24 protein-coding genes are annotated in these 22,190 nt (G+C 57.6%); 7 read left to right on the top strand and 17 right to left on the bottom strand.

Going from position 1 to position 22,190, the window contains the following annotated elements; all coding sequences use genetic code 11:
- Positions 1-83 precede the first annotated feature (83 nt).
- Positions 84-560: a YHS domain-containing (seleno)protein gene (locus tag ACR0DG_RS06190; protein WP_480695373.1), complete on the top strand. Its 477-nt coding sequence runs from the start codon at positions 84-86 to the stop codon at positions 558-560.
- 75 nt (positions 561-635) lie between these two features.
- Here ACR0DG_RS06190 and ACR0DG_RS06195 read toward each other — a convergent pair whose 3' ends face one another.
- Positions 636-1,628, bottom strand: a complete 993-nt coding sequence (locus ACR0DG_RS06195; protein WP_480695375.1) for a quinone oxidoreductase family protein — start codon at positions 1,626-1,628, stop codon at positions 636-638.
- A 184-nt stretch (positions 1,629-1,812) separates the two neighbouring features.
- Between ACR0DG_RS06195 and ACR0DG_RS06200 the strand changes: the two genes are divergently transcribed.
- A complete protein-coding gene (locus ACR0DG_RS06200; RefSeq protein WP_480695377.1) occupies positions 1,813-2,670 on the top strand; it encodes a DUF2189 domain-containing protein in 858 nt (285 codons plus the stop codon).
- A gap of 1 nt (position 2,671) precedes the next feature.
- Here the strand turns inward: ACR0DG_RS06200 and ACR0DG_RS06205 are convergent, their stop codons facing one another.
- Positions 2,672-3,658: an NAD(P)H-quinone oxidoreductase gene (locus tag ACR0DG_RS06205; RefSeq protein ID WP_480695379.1), complete on the bottom strand. Its 987-nt coding sequence runs from the start codon at positions 3,656-3,658 to the stop codon at positions 2,672-2,674.
- Positions 3,659-3,720: 62 nt separating this feature from the next.
- Positions 3,721-4,413 (bottom strand): COQ9 family protein, encoded by a 693-nt coding sequence (locus tag ACR0DG_RS06210; protein ID WP_480695381.1) that lies wholly within the window; start codon positions 4,411-4,413, stop codon positions 3,721-3,723.
- Positions 4,414-4,524: 111 nt separating this feature from the next.
- Between ACR0DG_RS06210 and rpsU the strand changes: the two genes are divergently transcribed.
- On the top strand, positions 4,525-4,731 hold the full coding sequence (gene rpsU, locus ACR0DG_RS06215) for a 30S ribosomal protein S21 (protein ID WP_005614280.1): 207 nt from the start codon (positions 4,525-4,527) through the stop codon (positions 4,729-4,731).
- A 99-nt stretch (positions 4,732-4,830) separates the two neighbouring features.
- Here the strand turns inward: rpsU and ppk2 are convergent, their stop codons facing one another.
- Positions 4,831-5,748, bottom strand: a complete 918-nt coding sequence (ppk2, locus tag ACR0DG_RS06220) for a polyphosphate kinase 2 (RefSeq protein WP_480695383.1) — start codon at positions 5,746-5,748, stop codon at positions 4,831-4,833.
- 175 nt (positions 5,749-5,923) lie between these two features.
- Between ppk2 and ACR0DG_RS06225 the strand changes: the two genes are divergently transcribed.
- Positions 5,924-6,826, top strand: coding sequence for a CPBP family intramembrane glutamic endopeptidase (locus ACR0DG_RS06225; protein WP_480695385.1), 903 nt, complete (start codon positions 5,924-5,926; stop codon positions 6,824-6,826).
- Here the strand turns inward: ACR0DG_RS06225 and ACR0DG_RS06230 are convergent, their stop codons facing one another.
- On the bottom strand, positions 6,827-7,285 hold the full coding sequence (locus tag ACR0DG_RS06230; protein ID WP_480695387.1) for an Lrp/AsnC family transcriptional regulator: 459 nt from the start codon (positions 7,283-7,285) through the stop codon (positions 6,827-6,829).
- A gap of 137 nt (positions 7,286-7,422) precedes the next feature.
- On the opposite strand from ACR0DG_RS06230, the gene ald reads away from it, so the two are divergent.
- The gene (ald, locus tag ACR0DG_RS06235) at positions 7,423-8,541 is read left to right on the top strand and encodes an alanine dehydrogenase (protein WP_480695389.1); all 1,119 of its coding nucleotides are present in this window, start codon (positions 7,423-7,425) and stop codon (positions 8,539-8,541) included.
- A 128-nt stretch (positions 8,542-8,669) separates the two neighbouring features.
- Here the strand turns inward: ald and ACR0DG_RS06240 are convergent, their stop codons facing one another.
- Positions 8,670-9,431 carry a mechanosensitive ion channel family protein gene (locus tag ACR0DG_RS06240; RefSeq protein WP_480695858.1) on the bottom strand — a complete coding sequence of 254 codons (762 nt, stop codon included), beginning with the start codon at positions 9,429-9,431 and terminating at the stop codon, positions 8,670-8,672.
- Between the two features lie 260 nt (positions 9,432-9,691).
- On the opposite strand from ACR0DG_RS06240, the gene ACR0DG_RS06245 reads away from it, so the two are divergent.
- Positions 9,692-10,390, top strand: a complete 699-nt coding sequence (locus ACR0DG_RS06245) for a glutathione S-transferase family protein (RefSeq protein ID WP_480695391.1) — start codon at positions 9,692-9,694, stop codon at positions 10,388-10,390.
- A gap of 33 nt (positions 10,391-10,423) precedes the next feature.
- Here ACR0DG_RS06245 and ACR0DG_RS06250 read toward each other — a convergent pair whose 3' ends face one another.
- From ACR0DG_RS06250 to ACR0DG_RS06300, 11 genes are all read right to left on the bottom strand, one after another.
- The gene (locus ACR0DG_RS06250) at positions 10,424-10,873 is read right to left on the bottom strand and encodes a YtoQ family protein (protein WP_480695393.1); all 450 of its coding nucleotides are present in this window, start codon (positions 10,871-10,873) and stop codon (positions 10,424-10,426) included.
- Between the two features lie 104 nt (positions 10,874-10,977).
- Positions 10,978-13,374, bottom strand: a complete 2,397-nt coding sequence (gene pheT / locus ACR0DG_RS06255; protein ID WP_480695395.1) for a phenylalanine--tRNA ligase subunit beta — start codon at positions 13,372-13,374, stop codon at positions 10,978-10,980.
- 77 nt (positions 13,375-13,451) lie between these two features.
- Positions 13,452-13,856, bottom strand: a complete 405-nt coding sequence (locus ACR0DG_RS06260) for a cupin domain-containing protein (RefSeq protein WP_480695397.1) — start codon at positions 13,854-13,856, stop codon at positions 13,452-13,454.
- A 61-nt stretch (positions 13,857-13,917) separates the two neighbouring features.
- The gene (locus ACR0DG_RS06265; protein WP_480695399.1) at positions 13,918-14,721 is read right to left on the bottom strand and encodes a CE1 family esterase; all 804 of its coding nucleotides are present in this window, start codon (positions 14,719-14,721) and stop codon (positions 13,918-13,920) included.
- A gap of 319 nt (positions 14,722-15,040) precedes the next feature.
- Positions 15,041-15,316 carry a hypothetical protein gene (locus ACR0DG_RS06270; RefSeq protein WP_480695401.1) on the bottom strand — a complete coding sequence of 92 codons (276 nt, stop codon included), beginning with the start codon at positions 15,314-15,316 and terminating at the stop codon, positions 15,041-15,043.
- A gap of 21 nt (positions 15,317-15,337) precedes the next feature.
- Positions 15,338-16,411: a phenylalanine--tRNA ligase subunit alpha gene (pheS, locus tag ACR0DG_RS06275; protein WP_480695403.1), complete on the bottom strand. Its 1,074-nt coding sequence runs from the start codon at positions 16,409-16,411 to the stop codon at positions 15,338-15,340.
- Between the two features lie 84 nt (positions 16,412-16,495).
- Entirely contained in the window at positions 16,496-17,563 is a 1,068-nt protein-coding gene (locus tag ACR0DG_RS06280) for a Hint domain-containing protein (protein WP_480695405.1), read from the bottom strand.
- A gap of 118 nt (positions 17,564-17,681) precedes the next feature.
- The gene (locus ACR0DG_RS06285) at positions 17,682-19,052 is read right to left on the bottom strand and encodes a glutamate--cysteine ligase (RefSeq protein ID WP_480695407.1); all 1,371 of its coding nucleotides are present in this window, start codon (positions 19,050-19,052) and stop codon (positions 17,682-17,684) included.
- 64 nt (positions 19,053-19,116) lie between these two features.
- Positions 19,117-19,644 carry a hypothetical protein gene (locus ACR0DG_RS06290; RefSeq protein ID WP_480695409.1) on the bottom strand — a complete coding sequence of 176 codons (528 nt, stop codon included), beginning with the start codon at positions 19,642-19,644 and terminating at the stop codon, positions 19,117-19,119.
- Positions 19,641-20,486: a GNAT family N-acetyltransferase gene (locus ACR0DG_RS06295; RefSeq protein ID WP_480695860.1), complete on the bottom strand. Its 846-nt coding sequence runs from the start codon at positions 20,484-20,486 to the stop codon at positions 19,641-19,643. Before ACR0DG_RS06295 ends, ACR0DG_RS06290 begins: the two co-directional genes overlap by 4 nt.
- Positions 20,486-21,211 carry a 16S rRNA (uracil(1498)-N(3))-methyltransferase gene (locus ACR0DG_RS06300; RefSeq protein ID WP_480695411.1) on the bottom strand — a complete coding sequence of 242 codons (726 nt, stop codon included), beginning with the start codon at positions 21,209-21,211 and terminating at the stop codon, positions 20,486-20,488. The genes ACR0DG_RS06295 and ACR0DG_RS06300 overlap by 1 nt, the downstream gene beginning before the upstream one ends.
- 12 nt (positions 21,212-21,223) lie before the next feature.
- On the opposite strand from ACR0DG_RS06300, the gene ubiA reads away from it, so the two are divergent.
- Positions 21,224-22,186 carry a 4-hydroxybenzoate octaprenyltransferase gene (gene ubiA, locus ACR0DG_RS06305; protein ID WP_480695413.1) on the top strand — a complete coding sequence of 321 codons (963 nt, stop codon included), beginning with the start codon at positions 21,224-21,226 and terminating at the stop codon, positions 22,184-22,186.
- The last annotated feature ends 4 nt before the right edge of the window (positions 22,187-22,190 follow it).

A 22,190-nucleotide genomic window follows, 5' to 3' on the forward strand; every position in this document is an offset into this window, starting at 1 on the left:
CCGCACGGAACAAAATCTAAAAAGGGCGGCCCTAGTTCAATTATTGTACTGACAGGTTGCTCAATTCACGAAAGGTGAAAACCATGAACAAGTTCAAATCCCTCATCGGCGGTGTTGCGCTGTCCGTCGCAGTTGCAAGCACGGCTCTGGCCGCTGGCGTTGAGCTGAACGCAAGCTCGACCGGTCTGGCGCTGCAGGGTTACGACCCGGTTGCCTATTTCACCGTTGGCGAAGCAACCAAAGGTGACTACCGCATCACCACGCTGCACAACGATGCGCTGTATCGCTTTGCAAACGAAGAAAACAAAGCCGCGTTCGAAGAGAACCCAGAAGCATACCTGCCTGCATATGGCGGCTACTGCGCCTTCGGCACCGCGATGGGCTTCAAGTTCGATGGTGACCCGAACTACTGGAAAATCGTTGACAACAAGCTGTACCTGAACCTGTCGGCAGACATTCAGGAACGCTGGGAAGGCGACATCCCGGGCTTTAACGAGCGCGCAGACGCCAACTGGAAAGACATCGCGACCAAAACTCCGGCTGAACTGCAAGCGCAGTAAACCGACCAAAAGTTCAGAAAGATCGGCGGCAGAAATATCTGCCGCCGATTTTTTTTGTTTGTGGCAGGCAGCTATCTATTCGTCCGAAAGCTCGAGAACCGTGCTGCCTGTTGTTTGACGGGCTTCCAATGCGCGGTGGGCCTCTGCCACCTGCTGCAACGGAAAACGCTGGTCGATGTGGATTTTGACCTCGCCACCTTCGACCTTGTTGAACAGCCGTCGGGCCATAGCCTGACACACCGCATGATCAGAAATATGCGTGAACAATGTTGGCCGCGTGATTTTCAACGACCCCTTTTTCGCAAGAATGCCGATATCCATCAAAGGTACCGGACCGGAAGCATTACCAAACGAAATCATCATGCCCAATGGCTTTAGACAATCCAGTGAGCCGTTGAACGTATCAGCACCGATCGAGTCCATCACAACGTCTACGCCCTTGCCGCCGGTGATCTCGGACACACGTTGGGCGAAGTCCTCGGTTTTGTAATTGATGCAATGCGTGGCGCCATTGAATTGGGCAAGGCTGCACTTTTCATCGGTCCCTGCCGTCCCGATCAGTTTGATCCCTTCGGATTTCGCCCACTGACAGGCAATCAACCCGACACCTCCGGCGGCTGCATGGAAAAGAACGGTATCACCGCGCCTGAGCGGCGTTGTACGGTGGAACAGATATTCAACCGTCATCCCCTTGAGCATCATGGCAGCCGCTGCATCATAGGAAATTCCGTCAGGCAAAGGGCAGACCTGCGCAGCGGGCATGACCCGCGCCTCGCAATAGGCTCCGGAAGGGGCGGCGGCATACGCGGCGCGCTGGCCGGGCACAAGATGTGTCACACCCTCACCGACAGCTTCGATAACACCCGCTGCTTCCATCCCCAATGCATGAGGCAAATCCATCGGATAGAGGCCAGTACGCTGATAGACATCGATGAAATTCAAACCACAGGCATGATGCCGGATACGGACCTCTCCGGGTCCCGGATCACCAAGAGCGCGGTCTTCGATCTTCAGTACCTCGGGGCCACCATGTTCGTGAATGACGACTGTACGTGCCGTTTGCTGCATACTCACCTCCTTACACCTGACGACAAGCTAACACGCCTGTGTCACAGGGCAATCGGCACGATGGCATGAGGTTTGCAAAAAACTGTGCTATACTTGACGCCTAAGCGTTGCCGGCTGGTCCGGCCAAGGGCAACTCATGTCGGATCATCTCTGCTGCGCGTGTCTGCAAACGGGAGGGATGACGATGGTCAGGACGATAGGAAATCCGATCAGTTGGGCGGCCCGGAGTATCGGTGCCACCGGAGATCACATAGCAGAAAGCGTGAACCGGATCGGCAGCGCAGAGACGCGTCAGGTACCGGAGCCTCAGACACTAAGACTAAGCGATTTGTGGGCCTGCTTGCGGGCCGGTTCTGATGACTTTCTTGAAACCCGGGCCGACGCGATCTTTGTCGTGCTGATCTACCCGATCGCCGGTCTGTTGATGTTTGGCTTTGGGTTGAACAAGAACATGGTACCGCTTCTGGCCCCTCTGGTGGCGGGCTTTGCCTTTGTGGGGCCCGTGGCGGCTGTTGGCCTGTATGAGATCAGCCGACGTCGCGAACAGGGAACCGAGGCGCATTGGCTGGACGCGTTCGGCGTTTTCCGCTCGCCCTCGTTCGGGGCCATTCTGGCGCTGGGGTTCTATCTGGTCATGCTGTTGCTGATTTGGCTGATGGTGGCCCAAAGCATCTATGAACACACGCTCGGCCCCGATTTACCCACGTCGTTCGGCGCATTCCTAAGCGATGTTTTCACCACTCCGGCAGGCTGGACGATGATCCTGGCAGGCAATGCCATTGGGTTCATGTTCGCGCTGGTCGCCCTGGCAATCAGCGTGGTCAGTTTTCCACTGCTTTTGGACCGCAAGGTTGGCGTGCCTGTGGCCGTTGTGACATCTGTTCGGGTCTTGCGGCGCAACCCCGGTGTCATTCTGACGTGGGGGTTCGTCGTCGTCGTATCGCTGATCCTGGGGGCGGTCCCGATGCTCTTGGGTCTTATTGTCGTCATTCCGGTCCTAGGCCATGCGACCTGGCACCTTTACCGGCGTGCCGTGGCCTGACTCAATTGCCTACGTTCAAAACGATTTTGCCGATATGACCCGAACTTTCCATCCGTGCATGTGCGGCCGCTGCGTCTGCCAATGCGAATTCACTATCCATGACCGGAGCGACCTTGCCTGCGGCAAGTAACGGCCAGACCGCTTCACGCAAGTCCTGTGCGATTTTCGCTTTGGCCAGATCGCTTTGTGGCCGCAACGTACTGCCGGTCAGGGTCAGGCGTTTGACCATCATCATGGCAAAATTCAGCTCGACCTTCGGGCCTTGCAGAAAGGCGATCTGAACCAACCGTCCGTCCTCGGCCAGCGCTTTGACGTTGCGGGGGATATAATCCCCACCCACCATATCAAGGATCAGGTTCGCACCGCCCTCGGCCCGCATAGCGGCCACAAAATCCTCTTCACGATAATTGATGGCTTTTTCAGCGCCCAGGCTGACGCAGGCTGCGCATTTTTCATCCGATCCGGCGGTGGCAAACACGCGCGCGCCAAAGGCATTGGCCAATTGGATGGCCGTCGTGCCAATCCCGCTGGAGCCACCATGTACCAGGAACCTTTCACCCGCTTTAAGGCCGCCGCGTGTGAAAACATTCGACCAGACCGTGAAAAAGGTTTCGGGTAAACAGGCGGCCTCTTTCAAACCCATCCCGGCAGGGACCGGTAAACAATGCGCTGCGGGTGTCGCCACGTATTCAGCGTACCCACCACCCGGCAGCAATGCGCAGACTTGATCGCCAATGGAAAGGCCTTCGACACCGGCACCGACGGCCACAACTTCGCCCGATGCCTCAAGCCCCGGCAAATCGCTCGCCCCGGGGGGCGGGTCATAGGCACCAGCGCGCTGCAACGCATCCGGACGATTGATCCCTGCATAAGCGACCTTGAGAACGACCTGACCCGTAGCGGGTGTGGGCACAGGCCGTTCGGTCAATTGCAGAACATCCGGGCCACCGGGTTTGGTGATTTCAACGGCGCGCATCATCTGGGTCATGGGCAAATCTCCTTTGCGCAATGCCTAGCAGGCAATTCACGGAAGGCCCAGCGACAAGCCAGTTACTTGCGCGGGTTCAGCAATCCCGGCAAATCGGCCCGCATTTTCATCGGAGCTTTGACCTGACCCGCCAACCAGTTTGGAACAGCCAGAAAAGGCTTGAACAGAGGATTGCCATTGACCTGCGACTTGAGCTTTTCGAACTGCATGACGTTGTCGATCCGCCGATCCAGGAATTCCCACGTTTTCTGATGATCCGGCGAATCATCGCCCAGCCAGAACAACAAGGTCGAAGAATAGACACCCGATAAGGTTGCCCGCTTGGTGTACCAATTCACATCATCCGAGGTATCCCCCAGGGTATCCCAGATCAGATCGCAGGTCTGCCAGAGCGCCTTCGCCCCATCGGCTGCATGCATCGGCAGGGCAAACAGCGTCATTCCCCGGCGCACCAGTTCCTTGTCTTCGACGGCTTGCAGACGGAATCGAACGGCTGCGGCAATGCGATCCCGGAACTTCAGATCGGACAAATCTTCGGTTTTCAGGCGTTCTACCATTGCGGCATCGCCCCGTGCGTGGAATGCCAGCGCCATATCTACCGCGCCACGGGGACAAATCGCGCGGGCCAATGTGTCTTCGATCTCGCAATCCGCGACCGCCATACGAAAGCTGGTTTCCGACCAGCCATCAAACGGAACATGGCCCAGCATTGCATCCAGTAGCTGGTCTTTTGCGTCTTCATAAGTGGTGGTCATGGCGGTTCTCCGGTTCTCGGGTCCAGTACTAGACAAGATAGGGGCGCTTTGCTATACGGCCAACTCCTGCAATTTCCTTGCAACTCTATCTAGAAAGGTGGTGACAACCACATGCAGGTTAGTGTTCGCGACAATAACGTCGATCAGGCGCTTCGTGCCCTGAAGAAAAAGCTGCAGCGCGAAGGCGTGTTCCGTGAAATGAAGCTGAAGCAACATTTCGAGAAACCGTCCGAGAAGAAAGCGCGCGAGAAAGCTGAAGCGATCCGCCGTGCCCGTAAACTGGCACGCAAGAAAGCCCAGCGCGAAGGTTTGCTCTAAGCACCTGACGCTCGTCCAGCTTTGGATGACACTATTTGACGACCCCCGAAGCATCGCTCGGGGGTTTGTCGTTTCAGGGGTATCGAAGGATCACTGGGATCAGTAGATTTTAGGCACGTGCAATTCGTCCGGTAGAACACGGCGTTCATATTCCGGGTTGTACTTGCGGTCCGGCAGATTGACCTTTTCCTGCGGCACATCTGTATAGGGGATCTTGGTCAAAAGGTGCTCGATACAATTCAGACGTTCGCGTTTCTTGTCGTTGCCTTCAACAATGTACCACGGCGCTTCGGGGATATTGGTGCGGAACAGCATATCCTCTTTGGCCTTCGTGTAGGACTCCCACCGGATACGCGATTCAAGATCCATTGGTGACAGTTTCCACTGTTTCATCGGGTCGTGAATCCGCATCAGGAAGCGCAGTTGCTGTTCTTCGTCAGAGATCGAGAACCAGTATTTCAACAAAATGATACCCGACCGTACCAGCATGCGTTCGAATTCGGGAACGTCCTGAAAGAACTGTTCAACCTGATCTTCGCTGGCAAAACCCATCACCCGTTCGACGCCCGCGCGATTGTACCATGACCGGTCGAACAAAACGATTTCACCCGCCGCAGGCAGGTGCGGAACATAACGTTGGAAATACCATTGGCTCTGTTCCCGGCGGCTAGGCGCTGGCAGAGCGACCACGCGAGCCACACGAGGATTCAGGCGTTGGGTGATCCGTTTGATTACACCCCCTTTACCCGCACTGTCGCGGCCTTCGAACAGAATGCAAACTTTCGCGCCGGTGTGCTGGACCCAATCCTGAACCTTGATCAGCTCGGCCTGAAGCCGCAGCAGGTTCCGGAAATACACCTTGCGATCCAGCATCTCTGGGTGCTGATCCTTATAGATCTTGCGGATTTCCATCGACAGCATGGGTTCGCTGAACTCGATCTCAAAATCTTCGTCCAGCGTGTCTTCCAACTCGGCTTCCAGCCAGTCTTTGGAGGCGTCGTTATATTCGTCGGCCAAAATCTGCTCCTTATGTGTCAACGGGTTCAGACCGTATCAGGCGCGTGTAAACGCCTGATGTCATCAGAAGAATTGATGAAAGCCCATTTCTAATTATAACAGCTTGCGGCCACAAGATCACTGCGGCGCGAAAACGCAACCAACCCTCTGATCAATCAGTGCAGGCCAGCCTTTGATGGGCTTGCCAGAACCGGGTTTGTCGCGTCATGAAAGCGGATGTCCAAAGCGTGAGAGGACCGTGGCGCATTTTATCTCATTACTTCCTGCAATCTGGCCTTGGTTGATCCTGATCACCGCTCAAATATGCGCTGTTAGTGGTCAAAAACCCATTGGCTTCGCGTTGCTGACATTGTTCGGGATCGTGTCTTTGGCCACGGGCCTCGTGGATCCCGTCGCCGCGGCCATCGTTGTATCAGGTATTATCGGTTCAGCATTTCTATACCGGTTGTCCGGAGTAGCTGCCGCACTTGGCCATGTCGCACTGGTGCTTTGGTGCCTTGCTTTGGGCATCCACGTTTTTCCCGGATTTCATAATCTGTTGGTATTAGACCAAGTTCGGGTCGGGCCAGGCAGCACCACGTTCACGATGTACCTGAACCTGGACAAGCCAATGATCCTGTTTGCAGTGCTCGTCGCGTGGCCCAGCATGATCAAAAACGGTAACGCGTTTCACGCGGCTCCGATGTTGATCGGACTCGCACTTTTGCCCGCGCTGTTTCTGTTGGGATTGACGGTCGGTGCTGTTCACCCGGAATTCGGCATACCACACTGGTGGCTTGTTTTCGCCATGTCCAATCTGTTTTTGACCTGCCTGACAGAGGAAGCTCTCTTTCGCGGCTATCTGCAATCCGCCTTATCCTCGAAGATCGGCACCATCTACGGGATCGCAATTGCCAGCTTACTATTTGGTCTGGCCCATATTGCTGGTGGCCTTCCATTGGTTGCTTTCGCCACGACCCTGGGGGCGGCTTGCGGGCTTGGATACTATGCGACAGGGCGCTTATGGATTCCCGTTCTGATGCATTTCGCCTTTAACGCAGCGCACCTGATTTTGTTTACCTATCCCGGCCCGGCCTGATTACACAGGCAAAGCCGTGGTTTTGAATACGGTCCGCAAGGCAAACGAACTTTGCATTTGGGCCACGCCCGGTAAGCGTGACAGGTATTGGCGATGGATACGGGCAAAATCCTCGGTGTTTTCGGCAACGACCTTGAGGATGTAATCCGCTGTGCCAGCCATCAAATGGCACTCCAATACATCCGGAATACGCGCGACGGCCTTCTCAAAGGCTTCCAAGACTTCTTCGGCCTGTCCCTGCAGCGTGATCTCGACAAATACGGTTGTCGGTACATTCATTTTACGCGCATCCAAAAGTGCTACGTAGTTGCGAATAAACCCATCGGCCTCAAGCCTTTGCACGCGCCGGTGGCAGGCTGAGGGCGACAGATTCACCTGCTCGGACAGCTCTGCATTCGACATCCGGCCATTTCGTTGTAACGCCGCCAGAATCTTTCTATCCGTCGTATCCAGGCTCATTCACGCAAATCCTTTGCAAGTTTAGATCATTTTACCGCAGAATCTTTCAAAGAGAACCGCAGATAGTGAGAGAGTTTCACAGAAATTGCGCCTTAAATATGCCCATTATTTAAGCAGTTTATGAACGGAGAAACCCAATGAAGATCGGTTGCCCCAAAGAAATCAAACCGCAAGAGTTTCGGGTTGGCATGACCCCAAACGCAGCACAAGAAGCAATCGCCCGAGGCCATGAGGTAATTATTGAAACCGGTGCCGGGCAGGGCTCTGGCTTTGACAATGACGCATACTTTGCGGCGGGTGCGCGCATCGTTGACACTGCGGCCGAGGTCTTTGCGACCGCTGACATGATCGTCAAAGTCAAGGAACCGCAGGCCGCAGAACGCAAGATGCTGCGTGAAGGTCAGTTGTTGTTTACTTACCTTCACCTTGCGCCCGACCCAGATCAGACACACGACTTGCTGGCGTCGGGTTGCACAGCCATTGCCTATGAAACCGTAACAGACGCAGGCGGCGGCCTGCCCTTGCTGGCCCCCATGTCCGAGGTTGCCGGTCGTCTGGCCCCACAGGTTGGATCGTGGACACTGCAGAAAGCCAACGGCGGTCGGGGCGTTCTGATGGGCGGCGTACCCGGTGTGGGCCCGGCCAAGGTCGTTGTCATCGGCGGCGGTGTTGTCGGAACGCATGCCGCCAAGATCGCGGCCGGGATGGGTGCCGATGTCACGGTTCTGGATCGCTCGCTGCCCCGCTTGCGGTACCTGGATGATGTGTTCGGAAACCAGTTCAAAAACCAGTATTCAACCGCTGGCGCGACGGCCGAATTGATCCAAACAGCGGATATGGTAATCGGTGCCGTGCTGATCCCGGGTGCAGCCGCGCCGAAACTGGTCACGCGCGCGCAGCTTTCTACCATGAAACCCGGCGCGGTTCTGGTGGACGTGGCGATCGACCAAGGCGGGTGCTTTGAAACGTCCAAAGCAACGACGCATGCCGAACCGATCTATGAGGTCGATGGTATCATGCACTACTGCGTTGCCAATATGCCCGGCGCGGTTGCGCGGACGTCAACGATCGCATTGGGCAACGCGACGATGCCCTTTATGCTGGCGCTGGCTGACAAAGGCTGGAAACAGGCCTGTCAGGACGATCCTCACCTAATGGCTGGCCTCAATGTCCACGCGGGTCAGTTGACCTACTATGCGGTTGGCAAGGCCCTGGGAATAGACGTCGTATCCCCCAGCATTGCAATCAAGTCCTGAAGCCTCCCGCCCCTGAAAGCGCCCTCTTGCGAGGGCGTTTACAGCGTTGGGCGTAGCGCCGCGCTGACGCGCGGCGCCGGCCCCAACCGGAGGCGGGCATGCCAATGCCCAATCGACGGGCGGGAGCACTAGCCTTGTTTCTGAATTTCCACAGAATGTGGGTAGGGGATGGAAACACCCTTGGCGTCAAATGCTTCCTTAACCGCCTTAGTGAGTTCGAACTTTACGTCCCAATAATCTGCAGCGGCACACCAGAGGCGCGCCGTCAAATCGACTGAGCTGTCGCCCAGATTGGTGACACGTACCCAGGGCTCGGGATCGCTATGAATACGCTCATCTGCCTTGGCCACATCCAGAATAATCTTCATCGCCTCATCTGCACTGTCGCCATAGTCGATCCCAAAGACCAAATCGACGCGTCGTGTATCATGCGCGGAATAGTTTGTGATGATCGACCCCCAGGATTGGCCGTTGGGGACAATGATCTGCACATTGTCGGGTGTGACCAGCTCGGTCGTGAACAAATTGAGATCCTTAACGGTTCCAGCCGTGCCGCCGATATCTACATACTGTCCCAATTTATAGGGACGAAACACAACCAGCATGACGCCTGCGGCCAGATCGCTGAGCGTGCCTTGCAGCGCCAGACCAATGGCCAGGGATGCGGCACCCAGAATGGCGACGATACTGGTGGCTTGGATACCGAAAATGCCAAGAACCGCAACCAGCACCATGGCCAGGATCGCCCATTTGACGAGGCTGGCCATAAAATTCCCCAATGTCTGGTCAATATGCGGCGTCGCGTTGATCCTGCGGCGCACCACACCACCAATCGCCCCGGCAACGATCCAACCCAGAATTAGAACAATCAGCGCCTTGACCGCGCTCATGATAAGAGGCGCAAACGCCCCGACCTGTGTTACGACCTCATCCACGCGCTTCTCCTTTGCGAGTCACAACAAACCCGCGGCAAAAGCGCGGGAGTCACAAGATTGTGAGTGATAACTGCGGTTCAGTCTAGGTGTGAGTTTCTACGGTTTTCCCCGCTGTTCCAAAATGCACAATATCTGACCAGAGACGCACACGCCGCATACTGGTAAGACGCAAGTTAAGCACCTACCTGATGGGTACACCGCAACAGGAGCTTTCAATGCTGGACACTGCTTCCCACCCGATTACGGCCCGCTGGCCTGCCCAGTCGCCGGACAAAATCCAACTGTACTCCTACCCCACGCCGAACGGAGTCAAGGCCTCGATCATGCTGGAAGAAACCGGCCTGCCCTATGAGGCACATCTGGTGACCCTTGCGGATTCGGACGTCAAAAGCCCGGAGTTCCTGTCGCTGAATCCAAACAACAAAATCCCTGCGCTGATTGATCCCAACGGTCCGGACGGCAAACCGCTAAGCCTGTTCGAAAGCGGAGCCATTCTTCTGTATCTGGCGGAAAAAAGCGGCAAGTTTCTTGGTGAAACCGCGGGCGACAAACATCGCGTTACACAATGGCTGATGTTCCAGATGGGAGGCCTGGGCCCGATGTTCGGGCAATTGGGGTTTTTCCACAAATTCGCCGGAAAAGAGATCGAAGATCCCCGCCCTCGTGAGCGGTATATCAACGAAGCCAAACGCCTGCTGAATGTCGTGAACACGCAGCTTGATGGTCAGGACTGGATCGCCGGCACTTATTCGATTGCAGATATGGCCATCGTCCCATGGCTGCGCGGGCTGGACTACTACGGTGTGAAAGAGATCCTTGGCTGGGATGACTTCTCGAACCTGCAGCCTTATATGGACCGGTTCCTTGATCGTCCCGCCGTGCAGCGGGGGCTGTCCATTCCGGATGCCAGCTGAAGCAGGGCGAGGCCAGACCTCGCCCGTTTCATCTTAGCCGGGCAATTGCCCGGTCAGAACATATCGGAGCACGTCAACGACCTGTTTGGGGTGCTCTGCTACAGCCAATGCCGCCGCGTCCACCTCTTTCAGCGCGTGCTGGTGGTCAGGTCCGTGCAACACGATCAGTGACTTGCCCAACGCAGCCGCATAGCCTGCGTCAAAGGCGGCGTTCCACTGTTTGTATTTAACGCCAAAACGTACGACGACCACATCGGCGTCCGCGATACCCTTGCGGGTCCGGATTGCGTTAACCATCGCACCCTTGTGGTCATGCCAGTACTTGTCTGGCTCTGCTCCAAGTGTGGCGACACCGCAATCATCGCTGGCGGCATGATCCGTGACCGGGCTGTTGAATGCGATATCCAAACCTTGCGCCCCATCGATGATCTGTTCTCGCCAGTCGGTATGGATTTCTCCGGACAAATACACATTCAGGCCCATGGCATCCTCTCAATTTACTCTATCGCCTACTTAAGGCGCGAAACGCCAAAGCCCAACGAAAAACGCGCCCGAAGGCGCGTTCAACTCATCCTGTTCACACGGGTTTATCCGCGTAGAACGCCACCCGTCGCTTTTGAGACTTTGGCGATAATCTTTTCGGCCACCGCTTCGATGTCCTTTTCCTTCAGCGTCGTGTCCGTAGGTTGCAGACGCACAGTTATGGCTAAAGACTTTTTGCCTTCGCCAAGGCTGCCACCAATGAACTCATCAAAGACGCGGACATCTTCGATCAGCGCCTTATCCGCACCAGCAGCGGCGTTGACCAGCGTCAGAGCCTCGACACCCTCATCAACGACAAAGGCGAAATCACGTTCAACCGCTTGAAGATCGCGCAGCTCAAGCGCGGCGCGGGTTGCCCCGGATTTTCGGGGCAGAGGAACCTCGTCCGGCCAGATCGTGAACGCCATCGCCGGGCCTTTGATATCCATCGCCTGCAAAATGCGCGGGTGAAGTTCACCAAAGACGCCCAGCACCTTCTTGGGTCCAAGACAAATCTTGCCGTGGCGACCTGGATGCCACCAGGCATCCCCATCGCGCAGAATCTGCACTTTGGCAGGCGCACCAATGGCCGCCAGCACCGCCTCGGCATCCGCCTTGGCATCAAACACATCTGCGGAGCGGGACGCACCGTGCACATCCTTGTCACCATCCCGGCCAACCAGCACGCCGGAAATCTGCGTTTTCTGGTCTCCTGGCTCGCCTCCATGGAAAACAGGACCAACTTCGAACAACGCCACATCTGCGTAACCACGCGCCTGATTGCGCGCAGCCGCCTGCAACAGCCCGGGCAACAGGTCGGGTCGCATATGGCTCATTTCGGACGAGATCGGGTTTTCCAGCCGCGTTGCATAATCGCCGCCGCCAAACAACGCAGCCGACGCCTGATCAATGAACGTGTAAGACACGCATTCATTGTAGCCCAGCGCAGCACAGGTGCGACGCGCCATCGATTGCCGTCGCTGTGTCGGCGTCATGACCGGTTTCGGAATGCCATCGACCACGCGCGGTAGCGGTTTACCCTGCAACTTGGTCAACGAGGCGATCCGCGCGACTTCTTCAACCAGATCAGCTTCGCCCATGACGTCAGGACGCCAACTGGGAACATGCGCCATCTCACCTTCCAAGCGGAACCCAAGACGGGTCAGAGTCTGACGCTGATCGGATTCCGGAATATCCATTCCGACCAGCGACTGCACCCGCGCTGCATCCAGCTTATAAGCGCGTGCGTGGTTCGGCGCTTTGCCCGCTTCGACGACCGAAGACACCTCGCCACCGCAGATATCAAGGATCATCTGTGTTGCCTGTTCCAATCCTTCGCGGGTGAAATCCGGATCAACGCCACGCTCGAACCGGTAGCGCGCGTCCGAGTTGATCTTGAGCGCGCGACCCGTCAGGGCGATCTGCACGTGATCCCAAAACGCGCTTTCAAGGAACACATTGACGGTTTCTTCGGTGCAGCCCGTTTCCTCACCGCCCATGATGCCAGCGATCGATTCCGGACCTTTGTCGTCCGAAATCACCATCATGCCGGGCTGCAGGGTGTATTCCTTCTCATCCAGCGCAATCAGCTTCTCACCACCTTTCGCGCGATGAACACGCAGGTTGCCCTGCACCTTGTCCGCGTCGAACACATGCAGCGGGCGGTTCTGATCAAAGGTCATATAGTTGGTGATGTCGACCAAAGCCGAGATCGGGCGCAGCCCAATCGCCTTTAGCTGATCCTGCAGCCATTGCGGGCTGGGGCCGTTCTTGACCCCCCGGATCACGCGGCCGGTGAAATGAGGGGCACCATCCAGCGTATCTTCGTCGATGGTAACCTTAATCGGGCATTCAAAATCACCGGGCACCGGGGCATAGACGTGCTGTTTCAGCGCCCCGACGCCGCGCGCGGCCAGATCACGCGCAATACCCGCAACGCCCAGTGCATCGGGGCGGTTCGGTGTAATCGCGATCTCGATCATCGGATCGACCTTCGAGGGGTCATTCTCGGCCAGCCAGTCGACAAACCGGTCACCAACCTCGCCCGAGGGCAGCTCGATAATGCCGTCATGTTCGTCCGACAGCTCCAGCTCACGCTCGGATGCCATCATGCCAAAGCTTTCGACGCCGCGGATTTTGCCGACGTTGATCGTGATATCCAAACCGGGAATGTACATGCCCGGCTTACACACGACGACGGTAATCCCCTCGCGTGCGTTGGGTGCGCCACAGATGATCTGCAGATCGCCCTCGTCAGTCGCCACCGTACAGACCCGCAGCTTGTCGGCATCGGGGTGTTTTTCGGCGTGCTTAACGTGGCCCAGCGTAAAACCCGCAAGCCGATCCGCCGGGTTGACGATCTCTTCGACCTCAAGCCCAAGGTCGGTCAGCGCCTCGGCGATTTCATCAACCGAAGCGTCGGTGTCGAGGTGGTCTTTCAGCCAGGAAAGAGTGAATTTCATCGGTCGTCATCCGCCAGTCATCTTGGGTCAGACCGCATGTAGCGGATATTGCACACAGGGGAAAGAGGCCGTTCGCCTTAGTCTGCGGCTACCGTGTTCGAAACGCTGTCAGACCCGGCAAACACCGCCAGAATGCGCGCGATCCCCTCGCCTGTATTCACACCCGAATGGGTCGAGCGGAATGCCTCGACAAACGCGTCCCCGGTTTTGTAAACCCGCTGCCCCGCAGCGCCGTAATCCACGGTGATCTCACCCTCAAGCACATAGGCTGCCAACGGTGCATCATGCCGGTGGCTGCCTGTATCCTGACCCGGCTGCATTGTGACAATCGCCATCGTGATCTCGGCTTGCCCTCCGGGGTATTCCAGTGGCTCACCAATCACGGATTTGTCCGTCTGCACCAGCAGCTCGACCGGCGGATACGTGTCTTTGGCAAAGGCGGGGACAGCAACAAGCAATGCGCCAAGCAGCAGGGGTTTCACGGATAGGCTCCTGTTTTGTGATCAATCAAACAGGAGAGCCAACAACCGGATATGTCAACGCCTAGGGATAGGTCGGAGTGCGCCCCAGCAACTCATCCAATTGCCTTCCAATCCAGCCATGCGGGATAAAATGCCCACCAGGATGCGTGTCCAAAGTGACATGCCCCCGCGCGCAATCGGTCCATTCCACACGGCTGAGGGTCAGGATCGGCACAACGTTCCAATCCCCGCGCGGCGTGGCGTCATGGCAGTCATAGACCCCGCGCCACAGCGCCACCGGATAGGTCGTGTCGCCGTTGGCACCGTAAGGGAAATCCATCACCGTATCGCTGAGCCCATGCACATGACGCGCCTCACGCGGGGCTTCGGGGCAATCCTCGGTCTGGCGGATGCTGCCGGCAACGGCCAAAAGGGCGGCGATGTCATTGCCGGACTGGCACACATAGCGCCACGCCATCGCACCACCAAAGGAATAGCCGGAGACGTAGATGCGTTCAGGATCAACCGGATAGCGCTTGGCCACGTCCTCCAGAACGGCATCCGCAAAGGGCACATCCCGTGTGTTCGCACGCCAGAAATCCCAGCTTTTACCCAAACCGTTCGGGGCCACCAGCAACACCCCCCGCAGCTTGGTCGCCCCGGCGATGCGCTGATGGTTGACCACCACAGTGCCTTGCCGCGCCCAGCCGTGAAAATGCAAAAGCACTGGCAAAGCCGTTTCCCCGTCCCATCCCTCAGGTTCGAGCACATGGTATGAGCGGTCCCCGACCTCGCATGCTGTATCGCCATGACAGTCGGATTTCCACGGTCCCATAGCGAATGCCGGGGTTGCGGTCAGCAAGAGAAAAAGCAGTCGATAAATCATAGGCCGGAGCCTAGCCACCTGACGCCGACTGTCACGTCACAACCCTGTGCGAAACTGTAATATAGCGCCGTAAAGCGAGCTGAGGCCCTCCCTACATCCGTTCAAAACGCAAGCCGCGCTATCGCCAGACCGCGGGGTGGCGATCCAAGTTTTGTGTTGGGCACTTTATGCCAGCCAAATCCGCGCACTGTTCGAGCGTTGCGCTGGCGGAGATAAATCGCCAGCCCGTCCGGGCGGTGTCGTCCATTGGGTTTGAACCAATGGCGCCTCAATGAACGACCTATAGCGTGGCTGCCTATCGGCCTTTGCTAACCGCTCACTATTTTAGGAAGCCTTTCAATAGCTTTCTTGTTTTCTGGAGCTGCTCATAATCGTTTTGACGGCGGGTTGCTTCCTCCGACCAAACGTCACCTGCAATCTGTAAAAAGAAAAGTAACGGAAGAACAACCACTGCCGCGAACAAATAGCCGACCACTTCCCCACCGAACGCGAAAGCTAAGAACATTGCTACGATGGAAAGCGTGAACAGCCCGAATATTTGCCACAGCCGGATGCCTTTGGCGCGCCTTCTGCACCAATCGACGTATCGAGCCATATATACGCCCAGCGGGTACACCTACCTACTCAAACCACCATGCAGGTTCGGCATATCCAGCGCCGCGAACCCGTAGTGGCGCAGCCAGCGTAGGTCAGAATCAAAGAACGCCCGCAGATCAGGAATGCCGTATTTCAGCATCGCCAGACGGTCGATGCCGATCCCGAACGCAAAGCCCTGATAGACCTCGGGGTCGATCCCTCCGGCGGCGATGACCTTGGGGTGGACCATGCCGGAGCCCAGAATCTCCATCCAGTCGTCGCCCTCGCCTATCTTCAGCTGACCGTTATCCCAGGAACAGCGGATATCGACCTCGGCCGAGGGCTCGGTGAAGGGGAAGTGCGAGGCGCGGAAGCGTAGCTCGACATCGTCGACCTCAAAGAACGCCTTCACGAACTCTTCCAGAACCCATTTCAGGTTCGCCATCGAGATGTCTTTGTCGATCGCCAGCCCCTCGACCTGATGGAACATCGGCGTGTGGGTCTGGTCATAGTCGGCGCGATACACGCCGCCCGGACAGATGACGCGGATCGGCGCGCCCTGTTTCTCCATCGAGCGGATCTGCACCGGCGACGTATGCGTCCGAAGCACATGCGGCGGGCGGTCGTCGCCCTCGGCGCGGTGCATGTAGAACGTGTCCATCTCGGCCCGCGCGGGGTGGTGGCCGGGGATGTTCAGGGCGTCAAAGTTATACCAGTCGTCCTCGATCCGAGGACCTTCAGCCACCGAAAAGCCCAGCTCGGCAAAGATCGCGGTCAGTTCCTCGGTCGCCTGGCTGATCGGGTGGATCGAACCCTGACGGCGCGGACGGGTCGGCAGGGTGACGTCCAGCCATTCGGTGCGCAGACGCTCATCCAGTGCGGCATCAGCCAACGCGGCCTTTTTCGCGGCCAGCGCCGAGTTGATCTCATCCTTCAGGGCGTTCAGTGCAGGGCCTGCAACCTGGCGTTCCTCGGGGGTCATCTTGCCCAGCTCGCGCATCTTCAACGCGACCTCGCCTTTTTTGCCCACAGCGGCGACGCGGATCGCTTCAAGCGTGTTTTCGTCGCCCGCTTCGGCGATTTGACCCAGATATTTTGCCTTAAGATCGTCCATGACGCTTTCCGAAACTGACCCTTGAGTGGTGTTCACGACCTGCTATCACAGCCGCCCGCGAAAGCAAGAGGGCGCTGCGTGCAATCAATCCACGTGAAGCACTGATGCGTCGCTGACGCTTTGGACGGGCCGCGCCGTCGTACCATAGCCCTTCGGCGATTTGCGCAGTTCAGGAAAAAGCGCAAACAGTTCCTCGGCCGCGGCGGTGTCGATTCCGTCAACCCCCTCCTGCCCGGGAAAAAAGCTTTCCGAAATCAAACCGGACGTCGAGACAAGCTGATGCTGGTCAAAAAACAGATGAACATACCGCACGCGGGCCCTCGGAGCCGATAGGATAGTGGATCCGTTAATCAGGCTTTTGGCGGCGACTAACACTTCGTCTTCGCCAAACAAAAGCTGCGCCTGCCATCCTGAAATCAGCACGCGATGCTGCGGCGAGACGCAGATATCTGTCTTGGCCCCCAACACCCCGGACCGGATCAGAACAGGGGCAAAACGCCCGACACCCCGAACGGTGCGCCCGCCGACCCAGCAAACGGGGCGGGCACCGTGATCAACGGTGTCCACCAGATCGCCCGGCTTGATCCGCTCGACCGGGCGGGGGCCGTCTGGCGTGTCGACCAATGTGCCTGCAACAAAGCAAGGCGCGCCGCTGTCGCCCGGAGACAGATCACCATTCACCAGAACGTCTGGATTGGGCTGGTTGAACTGGATCGATGTTCTGGTCTGGCCCGGATTGGTCAGAACAGGCAGGTTTTCCGAAGTTGCCCCGGCTGCGGCACCATCCAGCGCCAGAATGTTCTGAGTGCCGCCACCGATGTCATAGAAATCAATCACCTCGTTGGTCGAGGTGTTGGTCAGCGCAAAGGCTTCAAAGTTGGTTGGCCCACCGCCATCAGGATCTGTCAGCTGAATCGGGAAGTCATCCGCCGAGATGACAAAGACCTGTTCATTGTTGTCCGGGTCCGTGAAAACCTGAATTGCGGGATCGTCCAGCGAAACCTCGAACCCGACCGTTCCGTCAGCCTGATAAAAGGACACGGTAAAATCTGACGGGTCCTCGGACGCGCTGAGAGCGACTTCGAGAAACTCGGATACGCCCGATTGAGCGGCAAACGCATTCGAGTAGTGGAGTTCGCTTATTCGAGCCACAAGATCACCGCTGTTTACGAGTTACCATCAAAGTATCGGCCATATATCTGGCCTTTCAAGCACAGGCTTGAAAGGCAAAATAACGGTTACATTACTGCAACGGGTAAACAGTAAGCGATCAGTAGCTGAATTCAGGGTAAATGCGGGTCAGGTCACCCTGCCAATCGCCGTTGTAATGATCCAAAAGCTCATCTGCAGGGACCTTACCGGTTTCAAGGCTTTCCTTCAGTGCGTTCAGGAAATGCGTCTCGTCCGGCACCATTCCACCTGCACCGGGATAGGCGCGGGCCTTTAAACCCGCCTCGGCAATCGACACAACTTCGCGGGACAGGTCATGCATGTTTATGTTGCCAACTTGAGCCTGCAATCCGTCCTTTGCGGCCTCAACCCGCAGCGCTTCGCGCGTTTCCGCGTCCCACCCCTTGACCAGATCCCAAGCCGCATCCAGCGCACCCTGATCATAGGTCAGGCCGACCCAGAAGGCAGGCAGCGCACATAGGCGTCGCCAAGGGCCGCCATCTGCGCCGCGCATCTCCATGAATTTCTTGATCCGCGCTTCGGGGAAGGCCGTGGTCAGGTGATCAGCCCAATCGGACAAGGTTGGCGTTTCGCCCGGCAAGGCAGGCAATTCGCCCTTGAGGAAGTCACGGAAAGACATACCCAGCGCGTTGATATACTCGCCATTGCGATAGACGAAGTACATCGGCACATCGAGCGCGTATTGCGCGTAGCGTTCGAACCCAAAGCCCTCTTCGAATACGAAAGGCAGCATGCCCGTGCGCGCATCGTCGAGATGCCGCCAGATATGGCTGCGCCAGCTTTTCTGGCCGTTCGGTTTGCCCTCAAAGAACGGAGAGTTCGCAAACAGCGCCGTCGCCACCGGCTGCAAGGCCAGCGCCACGCGCAGTTTCTGGACCATGTCCGCCTCGGACCCAAAGTCGATATTCACCTGGACCGTGCAGGTGCGCCGCATCATGGCGCGGCCCATGGTGCCGACCTTTTCCATATAGTCGTTCATCAACCGGTAACGGCCTTTGGGCATCAACGGCATCTCATCATGGGTCCAGATTGGAGCCGCACCCAGACCGATGAAGCCCACGCCAATCTCATCGGCGATATCCTTGACTTCACGAAGGTGTGTGTTCACCTCATCACAGGTCTCATGGATGGTTTCCAGCGGCGCACCTGACAATTCCAGCGCGCCACCTGGTTCAAGGCTGACATTCGCGCCATCTTTCTCAAGACCGATCAGCTTGCCGCCCTCACGCAACTCGGCCCAGCCGTGGCGGTCGCGCAAACCTTCCAGCACCGAAACGATGGACCGCTTACCTTCAAACGGCAGCGGCTTCAGGGTGTCCTTGCAATAGCCGAACTTCTCATGCTCGGTCCCGATGCGCCAATCGGACTTGGGCTTGCAGCCCGATTCCAGATATTCGGCCAGTTGTTCGTGGCGTTCGATCGGCCCGCCGCCGGACTGGGGAATGGACATGAACCGTGCTCCGATCCTGATGTGTCTGTATTGGGGTCAGTCGTGGGCGCAAACGCCGCCAGTGTCAATGCAGGCGAAGATGCGAAGGGCGCATTGGATGCCGTTCCCAGATCACCACCGGATGCGCAGCGCGACCGTTCAGTTCGGCCAGCATTTGTTCGGTTTTCAGCCCCGGCAACGTCGAGAACACATCAAACAGCGCCTCTGCGCCTTCTGCATTCACAGGAATGTGAAGCATGGGCTGCCCCGGTTGTTCCAAAACCCAATGCGCCGGTTCCGAGGTTGGATCCAGTGCCAACCGCTCGATTTCGCGCGTGGCGACGATCCCGCCGTCCAGCGGGCCAAGATAAGTGATCTGACCTTCGTCGATGGTGACAACACCCACGCCGCCAGCACCTGTACGGAACCGAGCGCGCTGTACCCCGATCACCGCCAGGGCGATGGCAGCGAGGATAAGAACCCAACCGATCCATCCCAAAAGTCCGCCCGGCCCCGTGATCCAGCTTAGACCGACCAGCAACACGGCTGCGGCGATCAACACCTCGCGCCAGCGCCACAAGGCGAGTTTGGCTTCGGGTCGGATGAAACTCATGCCGGGTCCTTTGGGTTTTTGAACAGGATCAGCGAAAACTGTCCTGCGAGTTTGAATCCGATTGATATATAGGCGCGTGCCGCAGAATCGGAAGCCGCGAACAGCACTGCGCGGGAAACGCCAAGGCTGCGCGCCTCACTCAGATGCAGAGCAACGGCAAGCCGGGCATAGCCACGATCACGCAAGTCGGGCGGAGTGTAGACACCACCAACCTGCACGATCTCAGGCAATCGCGCATTAAATCCCGTCATCGCAACAGGCTGATCATCCAGCAATAAAACGCGATGAGAATCCCGGGCTATATAAGCCTCACGGTCTTTTGCGGCTTGAACACAAGCCCGCTTGCGGTCGAAATCCATCGCCTCAACCAGGTAATCCGCACACCATCGTTCGATAACGTCTGGGGGCACGCACCCTAAGGGTTCAAGCCGTGCCCCTTTGATATCCGGGACAATCATTTGTCGCAGATCCAGGGTAAATCCCGGCTCATCACTGTTGAGCGTTGCGGGCCGGTCCTCCCATTCTGCCAGTTGCATAATTCTGCGCGCTTGTGTCGCTTCGGCCGCTACTCCAAACAAGGCGCGCCCTCGGATCAGGTCGATCGCGGCGGAAAGCTCCTCATCGGTGCAATCGGGGCACTGCGGCAACAACATCCCCTCGTTGGTGATGGACCATGTGGCGCGAGGTGCCTGACCTAACATCCAAACGTCGACGGCACGCGGATCTGATCCCCGCAAGCCATGATCGCGCAGATTCGCCAATGGGAACATCGACGTCTGAATATATTGAAGCAAGAAACGTTCGATCTTTGGCACATCGGCGTCACCCGCCTGTTGCCACATCACGCCCAGTCTCCCAGCGCTTGCTGCCACATGGTCAGGGCTGCCACCGCCGCAGTATCTGCCCTAAGAATGCGGGGCCCGAGGCTTACCACATGCGCATAGGGCAAGCTGGTCAGTCGCGCGCGCTCGCGGTCTGAAAACCCGCCTTCGGGGCCGATCAGTATTGCCCAAGGCTGTCCTTTTTCCTGCGCTGCCAGACGCAGGGCCGAGCCAACCTCGGCCTCGTCACAGAACATAAGCTGACGATCCGATGGCCATGCCTCCAACACACGGTCGAGCCGCTGCAGATCAGCGACATCCGGCACGTATGTTCCGCCGCATTGTTCGGCCGCTTCGACCGCATGAGCTTGCAGCCTGTCCTGACGGATACGCTCTGAGTTGGTGAATTCGGTCTGCACCGGCATGATCCGGGCAGCGCCCATTTCAGCCGCCTTTTCAACAATGAAATCGGTGCGCGCTTTTTTGATCGGCGCAAACAGAAGCCACAGATCAGGCGGCAGCAGCAACGGCTTGCTCTGGGCGACGCAGCGCAGCAAGCCCGCGCGTTTGCCCGCCTCGACCACCTCGGTCTGCCACTCTCCGTCTTTGCCGTTAAACAGGGCGACATGCCCACCGACAGCCAGCCGCATGACGCCGAACAGGTAATGCGCCTGATCACGCGTCAAAGGAACCGATTGCCCCGGACCCAAAGGGTGCTCTACATACAGTCTGATCTTTGCACTCATGAGACCTTACATATGCAAGGCAATGCTCCAACACCAGACGGTCAAGTCGCCGACGCCGTCAGCGGCAACTGGGTCGATACCTACGCGCCCGCCTTTACCCGACCCTATCTGCGCCTGAGCCGTGCAGACCGGCCGATCGGCACATGGCTGTTGCTGATCCCGTGCTGGTGGGGTTTGACACTGGCGATCCTGAGTGACGGCACACCCCGCTGGGAGGATCTGTGGATTGCAGTTGGATGTGCCATCGGTGCCTTTCTGATGCGCGGCGCGGGCTGCACATGGAATGATATCAGTGATCGCGAATTCGATGCGCAGGTCGAACGCACCCGATCGCGCCCTATCCCGTCAGGTCAGGTCAACGTGCGGCAAGCTGCTGTTTGGATGGTGCTGCAATGCCTGCTGGCATTGATGATTCTGCTGACATTCAATCAGGCCGCCATTGCCATGGGTGTTTTGTCATTGCTGCCGGTGGCCATCTACCCCTATGCCAAACGTTTCACATGGTGGCCGCAAGTCTTTCTGGGGCTGGCGTTCAACTGGGGCATTCTGCTGACATGGGCGGCCCATACCGGAACCATAGGCGTTCCAGCGATCACCCTGTATCTGGCAGGTATCGCATGGACATTGTTCTACGACACCATCTACGCCCATCAGGACGCAGAAGACGACGAATTGATCGGCGTAAAATCCACGGCGCGCCTGTTTGGGGAAGACACCGCCAAGTGGCTGAAATATTTCCTTGTGGCAACCGTCTCGCTGATGGGGCTGGCGATCATCGACGCCATGACGACGCAGACATCGATCATGGCCTTGTTCGTCGCGCTCGCGGGCCCTTGGGCCATGGGCTGGCACATGGCCTGGCAATTGCGCGGACTGGACACCGAGGACAACGCAAAACTGCTGCAATTGTTTCGCGCAAACCGGGACACCGGCCTTATTCCGCTGATCTTCCTTTGCGTCGCACTGCTGGTCTGATTGC

Source organism: Ruegeria sp. BG8 (genome assembly GCF_056538325.1).